The 14,620-nt window shown below is 74.4% G+C and carries 13 protein-coding genes; 11 read left to right on the top strand and 2 right to left on the bottom strand.

Annotation, left to right across the window (positions count from 1 at the left end):
- Window positions 1–2 precede the first annotated feature (2 nt).
- From pheT to Q6969_RS01165, 10 genes are all read left to right on the top strand, one after another.
- Window positions 3–2,546, top strand: coding sequence for a phenylalanine--tRNA ligase subunit beta (gene pheT / locus Q6969_RS01210; protein WP_317228817.1), 2,544 nt, complete (start codon window positions 3–5; stop codon window positions 2,544–2,546).
- A gap of 127 nt (window positions 2,547–2,673) precedes the next feature.
- The gene (gene argC, locus Q6969_RS01205) at window positions 2,674–3,723 is read left to right on the top strand and encodes an N-acetyl-gamma-glutamyl-phosphate reductase (RefSeq protein WP_317228816.1); all 1,050 of its coding nucleotides are present in this window, start codon (window positions 2,674–2,676) and stop codon (window positions 3,721–3,723) included.
- Window positions 3,720–4,874 (top strand): bifunctional glutamate N-acetyltransferase/amino-acid acetyltransferase ArgJ, encoded by a 1,155-nt coding sequence (gene argJ, locus Q6969_RS01200; protein ID WP_317228815.1) that lies wholly within the window; start codon window positions 3,720–3,722, stop codon window positions 4,872–4,874. The genes argC and argJ overlap by 4 nt, the downstream gene beginning before the upstream one ends.
- Before the next feature lie 23 nt (window positions 4,875–4,897).
- Window positions 4,898–5,809: an acetylglutamate kinase gene (gene argB / locus Q6969_RS01195; RefSeq protein ID WP_181034797.1), complete on the top strand. Its 912-nt coding sequence runs from the start codon at window positions 4,898–4,900 to the stop codon at window positions 5,807–5,809.
- Window positions 5,806–7,023 carry an acetylornithine transaminase gene (locus Q6969_RS01190; RefSeq protein ID WP_317228814.1) on the top strand — a complete coding sequence of 406 codons (1,218 nt, stop codon included), beginning with the start codon at window positions 5,806–5,808 and terminating at the stop codon, window positions 7,021–7,023. The genes argB and Q6969_RS01190 overlap by 4 nt, the downstream gene beginning before the upstream one ends.
- A gap of 159 nt (window positions 7,024–7,182) precedes the next feature.
- Complete coding sequence (gene argF / locus Q6969_RS01185) at window positions 7,183–8,106, top strand: ornithine carbamoyltransferase (RefSeq protein WP_317228813.1); 924 nt, start codon at window positions 7,183–7,185, stop codon at window positions 8,104–8,106.
- A 47-nt stretch (window positions 8,107–8,153) separates the two neighbouring features.
- Window positions 8,154–9,407, top strand: a complete 1,254-nt coding sequence (locus tag Q6969_RS01180; RefSeq protein WP_317228812.1) for an argininosuccinate synthase — start codon at window positions 8,154–8,156, stop codon at window positions 9,405–9,407.
- A 4-nt stretch (window positions 9,408–9,411) separates the two neighbouring features.
- On the top strand, window positions 9,412–10,893 hold the full coding sequence (argH, locus tag Q6969_RS01175; RefSeq protein ID WP_317228811.1) for an argininosuccinate lyase: 1,482 nt from the start codon (window positions 9,412–9,414) through the stop codon (window positions 10,891–10,893).
- Entirely contained in the window at window positions 10,890–11,027 is a 138-nt protein-coding gene (locus Q6969_RS01170; protein ID WP_181034796.1) for a hypothetical protein, read from the top strand. The genes argH and Q6969_RS01170 overlap by 4 nt, the downstream gene beginning before the upstream one ends.
- Before the next feature lie 7 nt (window positions 11,028–11,034).
- Window positions 11,035–11,649: a DNA-3-methyladenine glycosylase gene (locus Q6969_RS01165; RefSeq protein WP_317228810.1), complete on the top strand. Its 615-nt coding sequence runs from the start codon at window positions 11,035–11,037 to the stop codon at window positions 11,647–11,649.
- Window positions 11,650–11,659: 10 nt separating this feature from the next.
- Here the strand turns inward: Q6969_RS01165 and Q6969_RS01160 are convergent, their stop codons facing one another.
- Window positions 11,660–12,259, bottom strand: a complete 600-nt coding sequence (locus Q6969_RS01160; RefSeq protein WP_317228809.1) for a hypothetical protein — start codon at window positions 12,257–12,259, stop codon at window positions 11,660–11,662.
- Complete coding sequence (locus tag Q6969_RS01155; RefSeq protein WP_317228808.1) at window positions 12,256–12,939, bottom strand: DNA-binding protein; 684 nt, start codon at window positions 12,937–12,939, stop codon at window positions 12,256–12,258. Before Q6969_RS01155 ends, Q6969_RS01160 begins: the two co-directional genes overlap by 4 nt.
- A gap of 291 nt (window positions 12,940–13,230) precedes the next feature.
- Here Q6969_RS01155 and tyrS point away from each other — a divergent pair, with 291 nt between their 5' ends.
- Entirely contained in the window at window positions 13,231–14,535 is a 1,305-nt protein-coding gene (gene tyrS, locus Q6969_RS01150; RefSeq protein ID WP_317228807.1) for a tyrosine--tRNA ligase, read from the top strand.
- Window positions 14,536–14,620: the final 85 nt, after the last annotated feature.

Raw genomic sequence — 14,620 nt, 5'->3', positions numbered from 1 at the left:
TCGTGAGGATCCCGATCAGCTGGCTCGGCGAGCACGTCGAGCTCCCCGCGGGCGTCAGCCCCGAGGACGTCCACGCCTCCCTCGTGAGGGTGGGCCTCGAGGAGGAGGACGTGCACGCGTTCCCGATCTCGGGTCCCGTCGTCGTCGGGCAGGTGCTCGAGGCGAACCCCGAGCCGCAGACCAACGGCAAGACCATCAACTGGTGCAGCGTCCGCGTCGCCCCCGAGGGCGTCGCGGCGGCCGACGGCGGCGGCGACGTCCGCGGCATCGTCTGCGGTGCGCACAACTTCGTCGTGGGCGACAAGGTGGTGGTGAGCCTGCCGGGCGCCGTGCTGCCCGGCCCGTTCCCCATCTCCGCGCGGAAGACCTACGGGCACGTCTCCGACGGCATGATCGCCTCGGCCCGCGAGCTCGGCCTCGGCGAGGAGCACGACGGGATCCTCGTCCTGTCCGCCCTCGGCCTCGACCCCGAGGTCGGCACGGACGCGCTCGCGCTCCTGCACCTCGACGACCGGGCCGTCGAGGTCAACGTCACGCCCGACCGCGGGTACGCGTTCTCGATCCGCGGCATCGCCCGCGAGTACGCGCACGCCACGGGGGCGGCGTTCACGGACCCGGCCGACGCGCTGGCGCTCCTCACCGCGGATGCGCCCGCCACCGGCGTCGACGTGCGCGTGGACGACGCCGCGCCCCTCCGCGGCCGCGTCGGATCCGACGTCTTCGTCACGCGCGTCGTCTCCGGCGTCGACGTGTCCCGCCCCACCCCGCCGTGGATGGTCTCGCGGCTGACCCTCGCGGGCATCCGCTCGATCTCGCTCGTCGTCGACGTCACCAACTACGTCATGCTCGAGCTCGGCCAGCCGCTGCACGGCTACGACCTCGACCGGCTCCAGGGCGGCATCGTCGTCCGACGCGCCGCCGAGGGGGAGACGCTCGTCACCCTCGACGGGCGGGAGCGCGCGCTGCATGCGGAGGACCTCGTCATCGCCGACGACTCGGGGCCCGTCGGGCTCGCGGGCGTCATGGGCGGCGCGGCCACGGAGATCGGCACGGGCACGACCCGCGTGCTGATCGAGGCGGCCGGGTTCGACCCCGTGTCGATCGCCCGCACCGCCCGCCGCCACAAGCTGCCGAGCGAGGCGTCCAAGCGCTTCGAGCGCGGCGTCGACCCGCGCATCGCGCCCGCCGCGGCGGCCCGTGCCGTGCGGCTCCTGGAGGAGCTGGCCGGCGCCCACGCGGAGGGCCTCGGCTCGATCCTCGACACCACCACCGCGCCCGCAGCGATCGAGCTGCCGCTCGGCTACCCGGCGTCGCTCGTCGGCGTCGACTACACGGCCGACGAGGTGCGCCGTGCGCTCGTCGACGTGGGCTGCGCCCTGGAGGAGCGCGACGGCGTGCTCGCCGTCACGCCGCCCACGTGGCGTCCGGACCTCCGGCACCGCGCCGACCTCGTGGAGGAGGTCGCGCGCATCGTCGGCTACGACCGGATCCCCGCCGTGCTGCCCGTCGCGCCCCCCGGCCGCGGTCTCACCACGGCGCAGCGCCTCCGCCGCCAGGCCTCGCTCGCGCTCGCCGCGGGCGGGCTCGCCGAGGTCATGGGCTCCCCGTTCGCCTCCGAGGCGCAGAACGCGCGCTTCGGCGCGGCGGACCGCGAGGACGCCCCCGCCGTCCGGCTCGCCAACCCGCTCGACGTGGCGTTCCCGTACCTGCGTCGCTCGCTGCTGCCCGGCCTCATCGACATCGCACGGCGGAACCTGTCGCGCGGATCCACCGACCTCGCGCTCTTCGAGGCCGGCACCGTGTTCCTCCCCTCCGCGGGGGTGGCGTACGGCTCGCCGCAGATGCCGCCCGGGGCCGCGCGTCCCGACGCGGAGGCCCTGCGGGGTCTCGACGCGGGCATCCCGCCGCAGCCGCGCCACGTCGGCGTCCTGATCCTCGGCGACGCCGTGCCGAAGCAGCCGGGCACCCCCGCGCAGCGCGCCGGGCTGATCGACGCGCTCGACGCCGTGCGGCAGCTCGCGCACGCGGTGGGCGTGGAGATCCGGTTCGAGCAGGGCGCGCACCTGGCCATGCACCCGGGGCGCACTGCCGCGGTCGAGGCCGTGACCGCGGACGGCCCGGTCATCGTCGGCTTCGCGGGCGAGCTCCTGCCCGCGCTGGCCGCGGAGCTCGACCTCCCCGACCGCGTCGCGCTCGCCGAGGTCGACCTCGACCTGCTCGTCGCGCTGGCGGGCGGCACGGTCGACGTGCGCCCGCTCACGTCCATGCCCGTCGCGACGCAGGACCTCAGCCTCGTGGTCGGGCTCGAGGTGCCGGCGGGGGAGGTCCTCCGCACGGTCATCCAGGGCGCCGGCGAGCTGCTGGAGTCCGCCCGCCTGGTGGACGACTACCGCGGCTCGGGGGTGGCGGAGGGCGCACGCTCGCTCACGTACGCGCTCCGGTTCCGCGCTCCGGACCGCACGCTCACCGCCGCCGAGGCCAGCGCGGCCCGCGACGGGTCCGTGCGGCTCGCCGCCGAGCGCTTCGGCGCGACGCTCCGCGAATAGCGGCGGCTCACCCGGGCGCCGCCGAGGCGTCGTGCGGGCGGGCTCCTCCTCCGGAGGGCCCGCCCGCGCTCGCGTCCGCGCCCCGCCGCCGACGGGGCGCCTCCCGCACCGGCACTAGATTTGATGCATGTCATTCTCAGTCGCCGTCGCGGGCGCGAGCGGCTACGCGGGCGGGGAGCTCCTCCGCCTGCTCGCCGACCACCCGCGCCTCGAGGTCCAGACGCTCACCGCCTTCCAGAACGCGGGCGAGCGTCTGCGCCAGGTGCACCCGCACCTCACCTCGTACGCCGACCGCACGTTCGTCGAGACCACGGCGGAGCAACTGGCCGGACACGACGTCGTCTTCCTGGCGCTGCCGCACGGCAGGTCGGGCGCCATCACGGCCGAGCTCGACGACTCGACGCTCGTCGTCGACTGCGGCGCCGACCACCGGCTGGTCGACGAGGGCGCGTGGGACGCGTTCTACGGCGGCGACTTCGCGGGCGCCTGGCCGTACGGGCTCCCCGAGCTCCTGCACGCGGAGGAGGGCGGCACCCAGCGCACGCGCCTGTCCGGCGTGAAGCGCATCGCGGTGCCCGGGTGCAACGTCACCGCCATCACCCTCGGGCTCCAGCCCGGGATCCGCGCGGGCGTCATCGAGCCCGAGGACGTCGTCGCCGTCCTCGCGGTCGGCCCGTCCGGCGCCGGCCGGGCGCTCCGCACGAACCTCCTCGCGAGCGAGGTCCTCGGATCCGCGAGCGCCTACGCGGTCGGGGGCACCCACCGCCACACGCCGGAGATCCGGCAGAACCTCGAGACGGCGGGCGGCCGGCGTGTGAGCGTCTCCTTCACGCCGGTGCTCGTGCCGATGGCCCGCGGGATCCTCGCCACGGCCACCGCGCGCCTCGCCCCCGGCTTCTCCGCCCACGACGTGCGCGCGGCCTGGGAGCTCGCCTACGCCGACGAGCCGTTCGTGCACCTCCTGCCGGAGGGGGCGTTCCCGAACGTGTCCGACGTCACCGGATCCAACACCTCCCTCGTCGGCCTCGCCATCGACGAGGCCGCGGGCCGCGTCGTCACGGTCACCGCGATCGACAACCTGGTCAAGGGCACGGCGGGCGCCGCGATCCAGTCGGCGAACATCGCCCTGGGGCTGCCCGAGGGCATGGGCCTCCCGGTGAACGGCGTCGCCCCGTGAGCGTCACCGCCGCGCGCGGCTTCGTCGCCGGAGGGGTCGCCGCGGGCCTCAAGTCCACGGGTGCGCTCGACGTCGCCCTCGTCCGGAACCTCGGTCCGTCGCAGGCCGCGGCCGCCGTGTTCACCAGCAACCGCTGCCAGGCGAACCCCATCCTGTGGTCGCGCCAGGTCATCGGCGACGGGCTCGTGAGCGCCGTCGTCCTCAACTCCGGCGGCGCCAACTGCTACACGGGCTCCCGCGGCTTCCAGGTGACGCACGCCACGGCGGAGGCGGTCGGCCGCGCGCTCGACGTCTCCAGCGGCGACGTTCTCGTGTGCAGCACGGGCCTCATCGGCGAGCAGCTCCCGCTCGACCGGCTCGAGGACGGGGTCGCGCGCGTCGCGGTCGCGCTCGCCGAGGACGGCGGGGACGACGCCGCGCGCGCCATCATGACCACGGACACCCGCCCCAAGCAGTCGATCCGCGCATCCGACGCCGGCTGGACGGTGGGCGGGATGGCCAAGGGCGCGGGCATGCTCGCGCCGGGCCTCGCCACCATGCTCGTCGTGATCACCACCGACGCCGACCTCGACGCCGCCGCGCTCGACGCGGCGCTGCGTGAGGCCACCCGGGTCACCTTCGACCGGCTCGACTCCGACGGCTGCATGTCGACCAACGACCAGGTGACGCTGCTCGCGTCCGCCGCCTCCGGTGTCGTGCCGGACGCCGCGGAGTTCCGGACCGCGCTCACGGCCGTCTGCGCCGACCTCGCCGAGCAGCTGCAGGCCGACGCCGAGGGCGCGTCCCACGACATCGCCATCGAGGTCGTGCACGCGGCCGACGACGCCGACGCCGTCGAGGTGGGCCGCGCGGTGGCGCGCAGCAACCTCTTCAAGGCCGCCGTGTTCGGCAACGACCCCAACTGGGGCCGGGTCCTCGCGGCCGTGGGCACCACGGGCGCGGCATTCGACCCGTACGGCATCGACGTCGCGATCAACGGCGTCGAGGTCTGCCGGGCGGGCGAGCCGCACGAGAGCCGCGACCTGGTGGACCTCCACCCGCGGTCCGTGCACGTCCTGATCGACCTCCACGCGGGCGACGCGACGGCGACGATCCTCACCAACGACCTCACGCACGACTACGTGCACGAGAACAGCGCGTACGCGAGCTGATGGCGGACGCAGACGGGACGCACGTGACCGGCATCACCCAGGAGGACGCGGACCTCGACCAGGCGCAGGCCGAGTCGAAGGCGGCGACGCTCATCGAGTCACTGTCGTGGCTGCAGCGCTTCCACGACCGCATCGTGGTCGTGAAGTTCGGCGGCAACGCGATGGTCGACGAGGACCTCACGCGCACGTTCGCCGAGGACGTCGTCTACCTCCGCTACGCGGGGCTCCGTCCGGTCGTCGTGCACGGCGGCGGGCCGCAGATCAGCGCCATGCTCACGCGCCTCGGCATCGAGAGCGAGTTCCGCGGGGGATACCGCGTCACCACTCCCGAGGTCCTCGAGGTCGTCCGCATGGTGCTCACCGGGCAGGTGAGCCGCGACGTGGTGCGCGGCATCAACGCGCACGGCCCGCTCGCGGCCGCCGTCTCCGGCGAGGACGCGGGCCTGTTCACGGGACGCCGCCGCGGCGCGGTGGTCGACGGCGTCGAGGTGGACCTCGGCCTCGTGGGCGACGTCGTGGCGGTGGATCCCACGGCCGTGCTCGCGCAGCTCGACGCGGGGCGCATCCCCGTCGTCTCCTCCATCGCGCCCGACGAGTCCGACCCGGGGGTGTCGCTCAACGTGAACGCCGACGCCGCGGCCGCCGCCCTCGCCGTCGCGCTCGGCGCCGAGAAGCTCGTGATCCTCACCGACGTCGCCGGCCTCTACCGGGACTGGCCCGACCGCGGCTCGCTCGTCTCCGACATCCGCGCGGACGAGCTCCGCGCGCTCCTCCCGACGCTCGAGTCGGGGATGATCCCCAAGATGGCGGCGTGCCTCGAGGCCGTCGACGGGGGAGTGCCCAAGGCCGCCATCATCGACGGCCGCATCCCGCACTCGATGCTCCTCGAGATCTTCACCACGAACGGAATCGGAACGGAGGTCGTGCCCGCATGACCACGAGCCAGCCAGAGCGCCGCACCACGCAGACGGAGAGCGAGTGGTCCGACCGCTTCCAGACGGCGATGATGCGCTCCTCGCCGCCGCCGCTCGCCATGCTCGTGCGCGGCGAGGGCTGCCGCGTCTGGGACTCCTCGGGGCGCGAGTACCTCGACTTCCTCGCGGGCATCGCCGTCAACTCGCTCGGGCACGCGCACCCGGCGCTCATCCGCGCCGTCACGGCGCAGGTGTCCACGCTCGCGCACGTGTCCAACTACTTCGCGACGCCGCCGCAGATCGCGCTCGCGGAGCGCCTGCGCCGGATCACGGGCGCGGGCGACACCGGCCGCGTCTACTTCGGCAACTCGGGGGCCGAGGCCAACGAGGCCGCGTTCAAGCTCGCCCGTCGGAACGGGAGCGACCGGCGCACGCGCGTCATCACGCTGCAGGGCTCGTTCCACGGCAGGACGATGGGCGCGCTCGCGCTCACGGGGCAGCCCGCGCTGCAGGCGCCGTTCCTGCCGCTCCCGGGCGGGGTCGAGCACATCGCGCCCACGCTCGAGGCGCTCGAGGCCGCCATCGACGACCGGGTGCAGGCGCTCGTCCTCGAGCCCATCCAGGGCGAGGCCGGCGTCGTCGACCTGCCGGCGGGGTTCCTCCGCCGGGCCCGCGAGCTCACGCGGGAGCACGGCGCGCTGCTCATCCTCGACGAGATCCAGACGGGCGTCGGCCGCACGGGCCGCTGGTTCGCCTACGAGCACGAGGGCGTCCGCCCGGACGCGGTCACCATCGCGAAGGGCATCGCGGGCGGCGTCCCGATCGGGGCGCTCGTCGCGTTCGACGCGGCGGCCGACCTCCTCACCAAGGGCCAGCACGGCTCCACGTTCGGCGGCAACCCGCTGGCCACGGCAGCCGGCGACGCGGTCCTCGCCGAGATCGAGGAGGCGGGGCTCGTCGAGAACGCGGCGCGCCGCGGCGAGGAGATCCGCGCCGCCATCTCGGGCCTCGAGTCGCCGCTGATCGCGGAGGTCCGGGGCCGGGGCCTGCTCATCGGCGTCGGCCTCCACCACGAGGACGGCGGGCGCATCGCGGCCGCCGCGCTGGGCGAGGGCCTCATCATCAACGCGCCGAACGCCCGGAGCCTCCGCATCGCGCCGCCGCTGATCGTGGGCGACGCCGAGGTGCGCGACTTCCGCGAGCGGTTCGGGCGGGCGCTCGGCCACCTGCGCTGACCCCGCGGGGGCCGGTCCGCCGCCCGGCGCGGGCTCCCCTGCACCGCCGCGCGGACCGCACGCCGGGCACCCCCGCGCGGGGGTGCGCGACGACGGATCCGCCCCCGCGCGTCCCCTAGGCTTGTCGGATCCGCAAGTCCCCCGAGAGCGAGCGATGCGATGACCCGCCACTTCCTGCGCGACGACGACCTGAGCCCCGCCGAGCAGGCCGAGGTGCTCGACCTCGCGGTGCGGCTGAAGCGCGAGCGCTGGTCCGAGCGGCCCCTCGCGGGCCCGCAGACCGTCGCGGTCATCTTCGACAAGTCCTCGACCCGCACGCGCGTCTCCTTCGCGGTCGGCATCGCCGACCTCGGCGGCGTCCCGCTCATCATCAGCACGGCGAACAGCCAGCTGGGCGGCAAGGAGACCGCGAGCGACACCGCGCGGGTGCTCGAGCGCCAGGTCGCCGCCATCGTCTGGCGCACGTACGGGCAGGCCGGGCTCGAGGAGATGGCGGAGGGCACGACCGTCCCCGTCGTCAACGCGCTCTCCGACGACTTCCACCCCTGCCAGCTCCTCGCCGACCTGCTCACCATCCGCGAGCACCGCGGGGACCCCGCCGGCCAGACCCTGACCTTCCTCGGCGACGGCGCCTGCAACATGGCGCAGTCCTACCTGCTCGCCGGCACGACCGCGGGCATGAACGTGCGGATCGCGGCGCCCGCCGGCTACGTGCCCGCGGAGGCCGTCGTCGCGGACGCCGAGCGCATCGCCGCGTCCACGGGCGGTTCCGTCCGGGTCCTCACGGATCCGGTCGAGGCCGTCACGGGCGCCGACGTCGTGGTCACCGACACCTGGGTGTCGATGGGCCGCGAGGAGGAGAAGGCCGCGCGCCTGGCCGACCTCGGCGCCTACCAGGTCACGACCGAGCTCATGGAGCACGCGGTCGACGACGCGATCTTCCTGCACTGCCTGCCCGCCGACCGCGAGTACGAGGTGGCCGCCGAGGTCATCGACGGCCCGCGTTCGGTGGTCTGGGACGAGGCGGAGAACCGCCTGCACGCCCAGAAGGCGCTGCTCGTCTGGCTCCTGCGCCAGGCGTAGGCAGCACGCACCCCCCGAGACACCCAGCAACGGAAACGGAGAACGACATGGCCGAACGCGTGGTCCTCGCCTACTCAGGCGGACTCGACACCTCAGTCGGCATCGGCTGGCTCAAGGACGCCACCGGCAAGGAGGTCGTGGCGCTCGCCGTCGACGTCGGCCAGGGCGGCGAGGACATGGAGGTCATCCGGCAGCGCGCGCTCGACTGCGGCGCGGTCGAGGCCGTGGTGGTGGACGCGAAGGACGAGTTCGCGGACGACTACATCGTCCCGGCCCTCAAGGCCAACGCGCTCTACCAGAAGCGCTACCCGCTGGTCTCGGGCCTCAGCCGCCCGCTGATCGCGAAGCACCTGGCGCGCGTCGCCCACGAGCTCGGCGCGAACAGCGTCGCGCACGGCTGCACCGGCAAGGGCAACGACCAGGTGCGCTTCGAGGCCGCCGTCGCCGCGCTCGCGCCCGACCTGACCTCCATCGCGCCCGTCCGCGACCTCGCGCTGACCCGCGACAAGGCCATCGTCTACGCGAACGAGCACGACCTCCCCATCGAGCAGAGCAAGAAGAGCCCGTACTCCATCGACAAGAACGTGTGGGGCCGCGCGGTCGAGACCGGCTTCCTCGAGGACCCGTGGAACGGCCCCATCGAGGACCTCTACGAGTACACGCAGGACCCGGACGTCCTCCGCGACCCCACCGAGGTCACCATCACCTTCGAGGCGGGCGTCCCCGTGGCGATCGACGGCGTGCGCTACTCGCCGCTGCGCATCGTCCAGGAGCTGAACGCCGCGGCGGGTGCGCACGGCATCGGCCGCATCGACGTCGTCGAGGACCGCCTCGTCGGCATCAAGAGCCGCGAGGTCTACGAGGCCCCGGCGGCGATGACCCTCATCGAGGCGCACGAGGAGCTCGAGAGCCTCACGATCGAGCGCGACCTCGGCCGCTACAAGCGCGGCGTCGAGAAGGACTGGGCGAACCTCGTGTACGACGGGCTCTGGTTCTCGGGCCTCAAGCGCTCGCTCGACGCGTTCATCGAGGACTCGCAGCGCCACGTCTCGGGCGACATCCGCATGACGCTGCGCGGCGGTCGTGCGGTCGTCACCGGCCGGCGCAGCGAGACGAGCCTGTACGACTTCGACCTCGCGACCTACGACACCGGCGACACGTTCGACCAGTCGCTGTCGAAGGGCTTCATCGAGCTGTGGTCGCTGCCGAGCAAGATCTCGGCCCGTCGCGACCTCGCGGTCGAGCAGGCCGCGCTGGCCGCCGACGCCGCGACGCCCGACGCCGCGCCCGCCGCGGAGTAGCCGCATGACCGAGAGCACGGATCCGTCCTCCCGGGCGGGCGAGGCGGGTGCCCTCTGGGGCGGCCGCTTCGCCGGCGGTCCGTCGCCGGAGCTCGTCGAGCTGAGCCGCTCGACGCACTTCGACTGGCAGCTCGCGCCGTACGACATCGCGGGGTCCCGGGCGCATGCCCGGGCCCTCGCGGCCGCCGGGTACCTGTCGGACGCCGAGCGGCAGTCCATGCTGCAGGCGCTCGACACCCTGGAGGACCGCGTGCGCTCGGGCGCCCTGGTCGCATCGGAGGCGGACGAGGACGTGCACGGCGCGCTCGAGCGCGGCCTCATGGACATCGCGGGACCCGAGCTCGGCGGCAAGCTCCGCGCGGGCCGCAGCCGCAACGACCAGATCGCCACCCTCGTCCGCATATACCTGCGCGACCACGCCTCGGTGATCCACGCGATGCTCGTGCGTCTCGTCGACGCCCTCGCCGCGCAGGCGGAGGCGGCGGGCGGCGCGGTCATGCCGGGGCGCACCCACCTGCAGCACGCGCAGCCGGTGCTCCTCGCGCACCACCTGCTCGCCCACTGCTGGCCGCTCGTGCGCGACCTCGAGCGCCTCGCCGACTGGGACGCGCGCGCCGACGTGTCGCCCTACGGATCCGGAGCGCTCGCGGGCAGCACCCTCGGCCTCGACGCCGGCGCGGTCGCCCGCGACCTCGGCTTCGCCCGCAGCTCCGAGAACTCGATCGACGGCACCGCCAGCCGCGACGTCGTGGCGGAGTTCGCGTTCGTGCTCGCGCAGGTCGGCATCGACCTCTCGCGGCTGAGCGAGGAGATCATCCTCTGGAACACGCGCGAGTTCGGGTTCGTCACGCTGAGCGACGCGTTCTCGACCGGGTCCTCGATCATGCCGCAGAAGAAGAACCCGGACATCGCCGAGCTCGCGCGCGGCAAGTCGGGGCGCCTCATCGGCAACCTGGCCGGGCTCCTGGCCACCCTCAAGGGGCTCCCGCTCGCGTACAACCGCGACCTGCAGGAGGACAAGGAGCCCGTGTTCGACTCGGTGCAGACCCTCGAGGTGCTGCTGCCCGCGTTCACCGGCATGATCGCGACGCTCCGCTTCGACACCGACCGCATGGCCGAGCTGGCGCCGCAGGGGTTCTCGCTCGCGACCGACGTGGCGGAGTGGCTGGTGAAGCACCGCGTGGCCTTCCGGGATGCGCATGAGATCACGGGCGAGCTCGTGAAGCTCGCCGAGTCCCGCGGCGTGGGGCTCGAGGACCTGGACGACGCCGACCTGCGCTCGGTCTCGCCGCACCTCGTGCCGGAGGTCCGCGAGGTCCTGAGCGTCGAGGGGTCGGTGGCGAGCCGCGACGGCGTCGGCGGCACGGCGCGCGTGCGCGTCGACGAGCAGCGCGCGGAGCTCGTGGCGCGGGTCGCGGCCCTCCGCTCCCGGGCCGATGCCGCGGCCGAGCGCCGTGCGGCCGCATCCGCGGACGCCCCCGCATGACACTCTCGAACGGCCGCCGGCCCGAGCGACCGGAGCCCCGGCACCGGTGGCTCCTGCCGCTCGTGGTCGGCCTCGCGGTCGCCGTCCTCGTGTTCGTGGTCGTCGTGGCGAGCCTCAACGGCGAGCTGGTCTGATCCCGTCGTGATCGAGGCCGCGTTCTTCGCGCGCGACGCGGTCGAGGTCGCGCCCGCCCTCCTCGGGGCGGTGCTGTCGCGCGATTCCGAGGAGGGGCGGGTCGCCGTCCGCCTCACCGAGGTCGAGGCCTACCGCGGCGTCGGCGAGGACCCGGGCTCGCACTCGTTCCGCGGGCGCCGGGCGCGCAACGCGACGATGTTCGGGCCACCCGGCCACCTCTACGCGTACTTCACGTACGGGATGCACACCTGCGCCAACGTCGTCTGCGGCCCGGAGGGCACGAGCGCGGGCGTGCTCCTGCGGGCGGGCGGCATCGTCGAGGGCGTCGACCTGGCGCGGAGCCGCCGGGGCGCCGCCGTCCGGGACCGCGACCTCGCCCGGGGTCCGGCCCGTCTCGCCGTCGCGCTCGGGATCCCGCTGTCGGACGACGGCGCCGCGCTCGACGCCGCGCCCTACGAGCTGACGCTCCCGGACGCGCCGCTCGCGCTGCCGGCGTCGGGCCCGCGCGTCGGGGTGTCCGGCCCCGGCGGGTCCGGTGAGCTGTTCCCGTGGCGGTTCTGGGTGCCGGGGGATCCGACGGTCTCCCCGTACCGCGCGCACGTCCCCCGCATCCGCCGCTGACCGGCGGGTCCTACCGGACGACCAGCACGACCGCCGCGCAGGTCGCGGCCCACAGCCAGCTGACGAGCGTGCCGATGATGAACCGCTCGCGCGCCTCCGCGGCCTCGCCGAGCTCGCTGAAGCGGCCGACGCCCTTGATGGCGATCACGACCGCGAGCGCCTCGGGGTAGCCGGCGAGGATCACGGCCACGACGGCGAGCCGCTCGAGCATGCCGATGGTCGCGCCGCCGCGCAGCACCTCGTGCTTCGGCCGGCGGATCGCCGCCGGGTCGTCGTCGTGCCCCCGGGGTGCCACGAGTATCCCGCCGAACGCGCCCTGCGGCACCGAGCCGCGGGTGGCGAGCGCGAGCACGACCGTGGACGCGGATCCCCCGCCGAGCACGGCCAGCACCACCGCGACGAGTCCGAGGAATCCGACGACCAGCGGTGAGGCCGGGGAGGCGAGCGCCAGTCCCAGCACGAGCGCGGCGGCGAGCGCGCCCGCCGCGGCCGCGACCAGCCCGGTGCGCGGGGAGCGGAGGGTGAGCAGCGCGAGGACGAGCGCCGTGGTCGCGAGCACGCAGAGCACCGACCAGGCGGCGACCTCCGGGGCCGATCCCGCGGGGATCACGCGTCCGCTCCGTCGACGGTGCGGGGTGAGGCGACGTTCGCGGATGCGCGGGAGTCGAGGTGCGCCAGCAGCGCGACGAGTCCCGGGACCGCCGCGCGCTCGGCGCGCCAGCCGCTGGTGCGGAGGCGGGTGCTGACCGCCTGCGGGGTGATGCCGAGCGCCGCCGCCACCTCGCGCTGGGTCCCGCCGCCGGCCATGCGGTCGACGACGTCCCAGCCCTGGGGGGTGCGACGGTCGCGGGTGAGCAGCAGGAGGGTGATCAGCGACTCGACGGCGTCGGCGCCGGGCAGCGCGCCCGGCGCCCCGGCGTCGGCCGCGTCCGTCTCGGCGGATGGATCCGATGCGAGGGCGAACCGCGTGGCGCTCCGCTTGGCCGCCGTCACGGCTTCCCGGGCCGCGATGAACGCCGGCCCGGTCGCCTCCCGCGTGGCCCGGGGGAGCGGTGTCCGCACGTCGCCGATGCCGAGGCCGACGCTCCAGTGCCCGGCGCGGGTGAGCCGGAGCACCATGTCGAGCGCCGTGCCGGCGTCGAGCACGAGCGCCTGCACCTCGTCGCCGGAGGTGCGGTCGACGGGGAGCGCGAGCTGCCCCGCGTACCGCTCGGCGAGGTCGTCGCGCGCGGTCCCCGCGCGGTCGACGTCGGTGCGGCTGGCCTTCTGGTCCGCGGTGATGACGAACATGATCCCCCTCAATGCGTGATCATTGATCTCCGCCCATCAATGCTAAGCACTTGATCCATGTGGATCAATGCCACGAGCCTGATCCCCACGCAGCGCCTGATCCTGCCCCGAGCATCCACCCGGCCTCCGACACCCGCACCACACCCGTGCGGCGTCCGGTCCGCGCCACCTCCCCGCCGGGTCCACCCCATGGGGTCCTCACCGTGGGGTCCGCCCGTCGAGTCCGCCCCGCGGCCGCCGCCACCGCCGCGCCCCGCGGCCCCGGCGAGGACGCGCTGATACCGTGGCAGCGTGACGAACGCCGACCCCACCCGCCTCGCCTCCCAGCAGAACGACCCGTCCTTCGAGGACGTCTGGGAGGAGATCGTCTGGCGCGGGTACGTGCACGTGTCGACGGACGAGGAGGCGCTGAAGGCGCTCCTCGCCGGCCCCCCCATCACGTACTACTGCGGCTTCGACCCCACGGCACCGAGCCTGCACCTCGGCAACCTCGTGCAGCTCCTGCTGATGCGCCGGCTCCAGCTCGCCGGGCACCGGCCGCTGGGCCTCGTGGGCGGGTCGACGGGGCTGATCGGCGATCCCCGTCCCACCGCGGAGCGCACCCTCAACGACCCGGGCGTCGTGGCCGAATGGGTGCACCGCCTGCAGGCGCAGGTCACGGCCTTCCTCAGCGGGGAGGGCGACAACGCGGTGCGGATCGTCAACAACCTGGACTGGACGGCGCCGCTCACCGCGATCGACTTCCTGCGGGAGGTGGGCAAGCACTTCCGGGTGGGCACGATGCTCAAGAAGGACGCGGTCAGCGCCCGGCTGAACTCGGACGAGGGGATCAGCTACACGGAGTTCAGCTACCAGATCCTGCAGGGCCTCGACTTCCGGGAGCTGTACCGCACCCACGGGTGCGTGCTGCAGACCGGTGGCAGCGACCAGTGGGGGAACCTGACGAGCGGCACCGACCTGATCCGACGCAGCGAGCGGGTGGCGGCGCATGCCATCGGGACGCCGCTCATCACCAACTCCGACGGGACGAAGTTCGGCAAGAGCGAGGGCAACGCCGTCTGGCTCGATGCGGAGCTCACGAGCCCGTACGCGTTCTACCAGTTCTGGCTCAACACGGACGACGCCGACGTGGTCCACCGCCTGCGCGTCTTCACGTTCCTCGGCCGCGACCGGATCGACGAGCTCGCCCGTGCCGTGGAGGCCGAGCCCTTCCGTCGGGCGGCGCAGCGCGAGCTGGCATGGGAGGTGACCACCCTGGTCCACGGGGAGGCCGCGACCGCCGCCGCCATCGCCGCGTCCCAGGCCCTGTTCGGGCAGGGGGAGCTGAGCGCCCTCGACGAGCCGACGCTGCGCGCGGCGCTGGGGGAGCTGCCGTCGGCGGCGATCCCCGCGGGCACGACCGTGATCCAGGCGCTCGTCGACACCGGACTCGTGCAGAGCGCGGGGGAGGGTCGGCGGGCGATCGCGCAGGGTGGGGTGTACGTGAACAACGCCGCCGTGGCCCACGCCGACGCCGTCGTGGAGGATCTCCTGCATGGTCGATTCGCGGTCCTCCGCCGCGGCAAGAAGACCCTCGCCGGCCTCACGGTCGACTGAATCGGCTTCCTACCGGCTCTTCTCCGAGGAGAGCGTCGCGACACGCCCGGGATGCGGGTTGTTTTGCGGGGGTGGGGTGGTCCGC

Origin of the sequence: Clavibacter sp. MX14-G9D, from assembly GCF_032917815.1 — a bacterium.
Classification (GTDB): Bacteria; Actinomycetota; Actinomycetes; order Actinomycetales; family Microbacteriaceae; genus Clavibacter; species Clavibacter michiganensis_K.
Note: the sequence above shows the minus strand (reverse complement) of the source record. Positions and strands in the feature narration are given on the sequence as shown.

Excerpts from the sequence above, each read along its gene's own strand:
- argC (WP_317228816.1), top strand. The coding sequence starts at position 2,674 with ATGTCATTCTCAGTCGCCGTCGCGGGCGCGAGCGGCTACGCGGGCGGG.
- Q6969_RS01170 (WP_181034796.1), top strand. The coding sequence starts at position 10,890 with ATGACACTCTCGAACGGCCGCCGGCCCGAGCGACCGGAGCCCCGGCAC.
- Q6969_RS01155 (WP_317228808.1), bottom strand. The coding sequence starts at position 12,939 with ATGTTCGTCATCACCGCGGACCAGAAGGCCAGCCGCACCGACGTCGAC.
- Q6969_RS01190 (WP_317228814.1), top strand. The coding sequence starts at position 5,806 with ATGACCACGAGCCAGCCAGAGCGCCGCACCACGCAGACGGAGAGCGAG.
- argH (WP_317228811.1), top strand. The coding sequence starts at position 9,412 with ATGACCGAGAGCACGGATCCGTCCTCCCGGGCGGGCGAGGCGGGTGCC.
- argF (WP_317228813.1), top strand. The coding sequence starts at position 7,183 with ATGACCCGCCACTTCCTGCGCGACGACGACCTGAGCCCCGCCGAGCAG.
- Q6969_RS01180 (WP_317228812.1), top strand. The coding sequence starts at position 8,154 with ATGGCCGAACGCGTGGTCCTCGCCTACTCAGGCGGACTCGACACCTCA.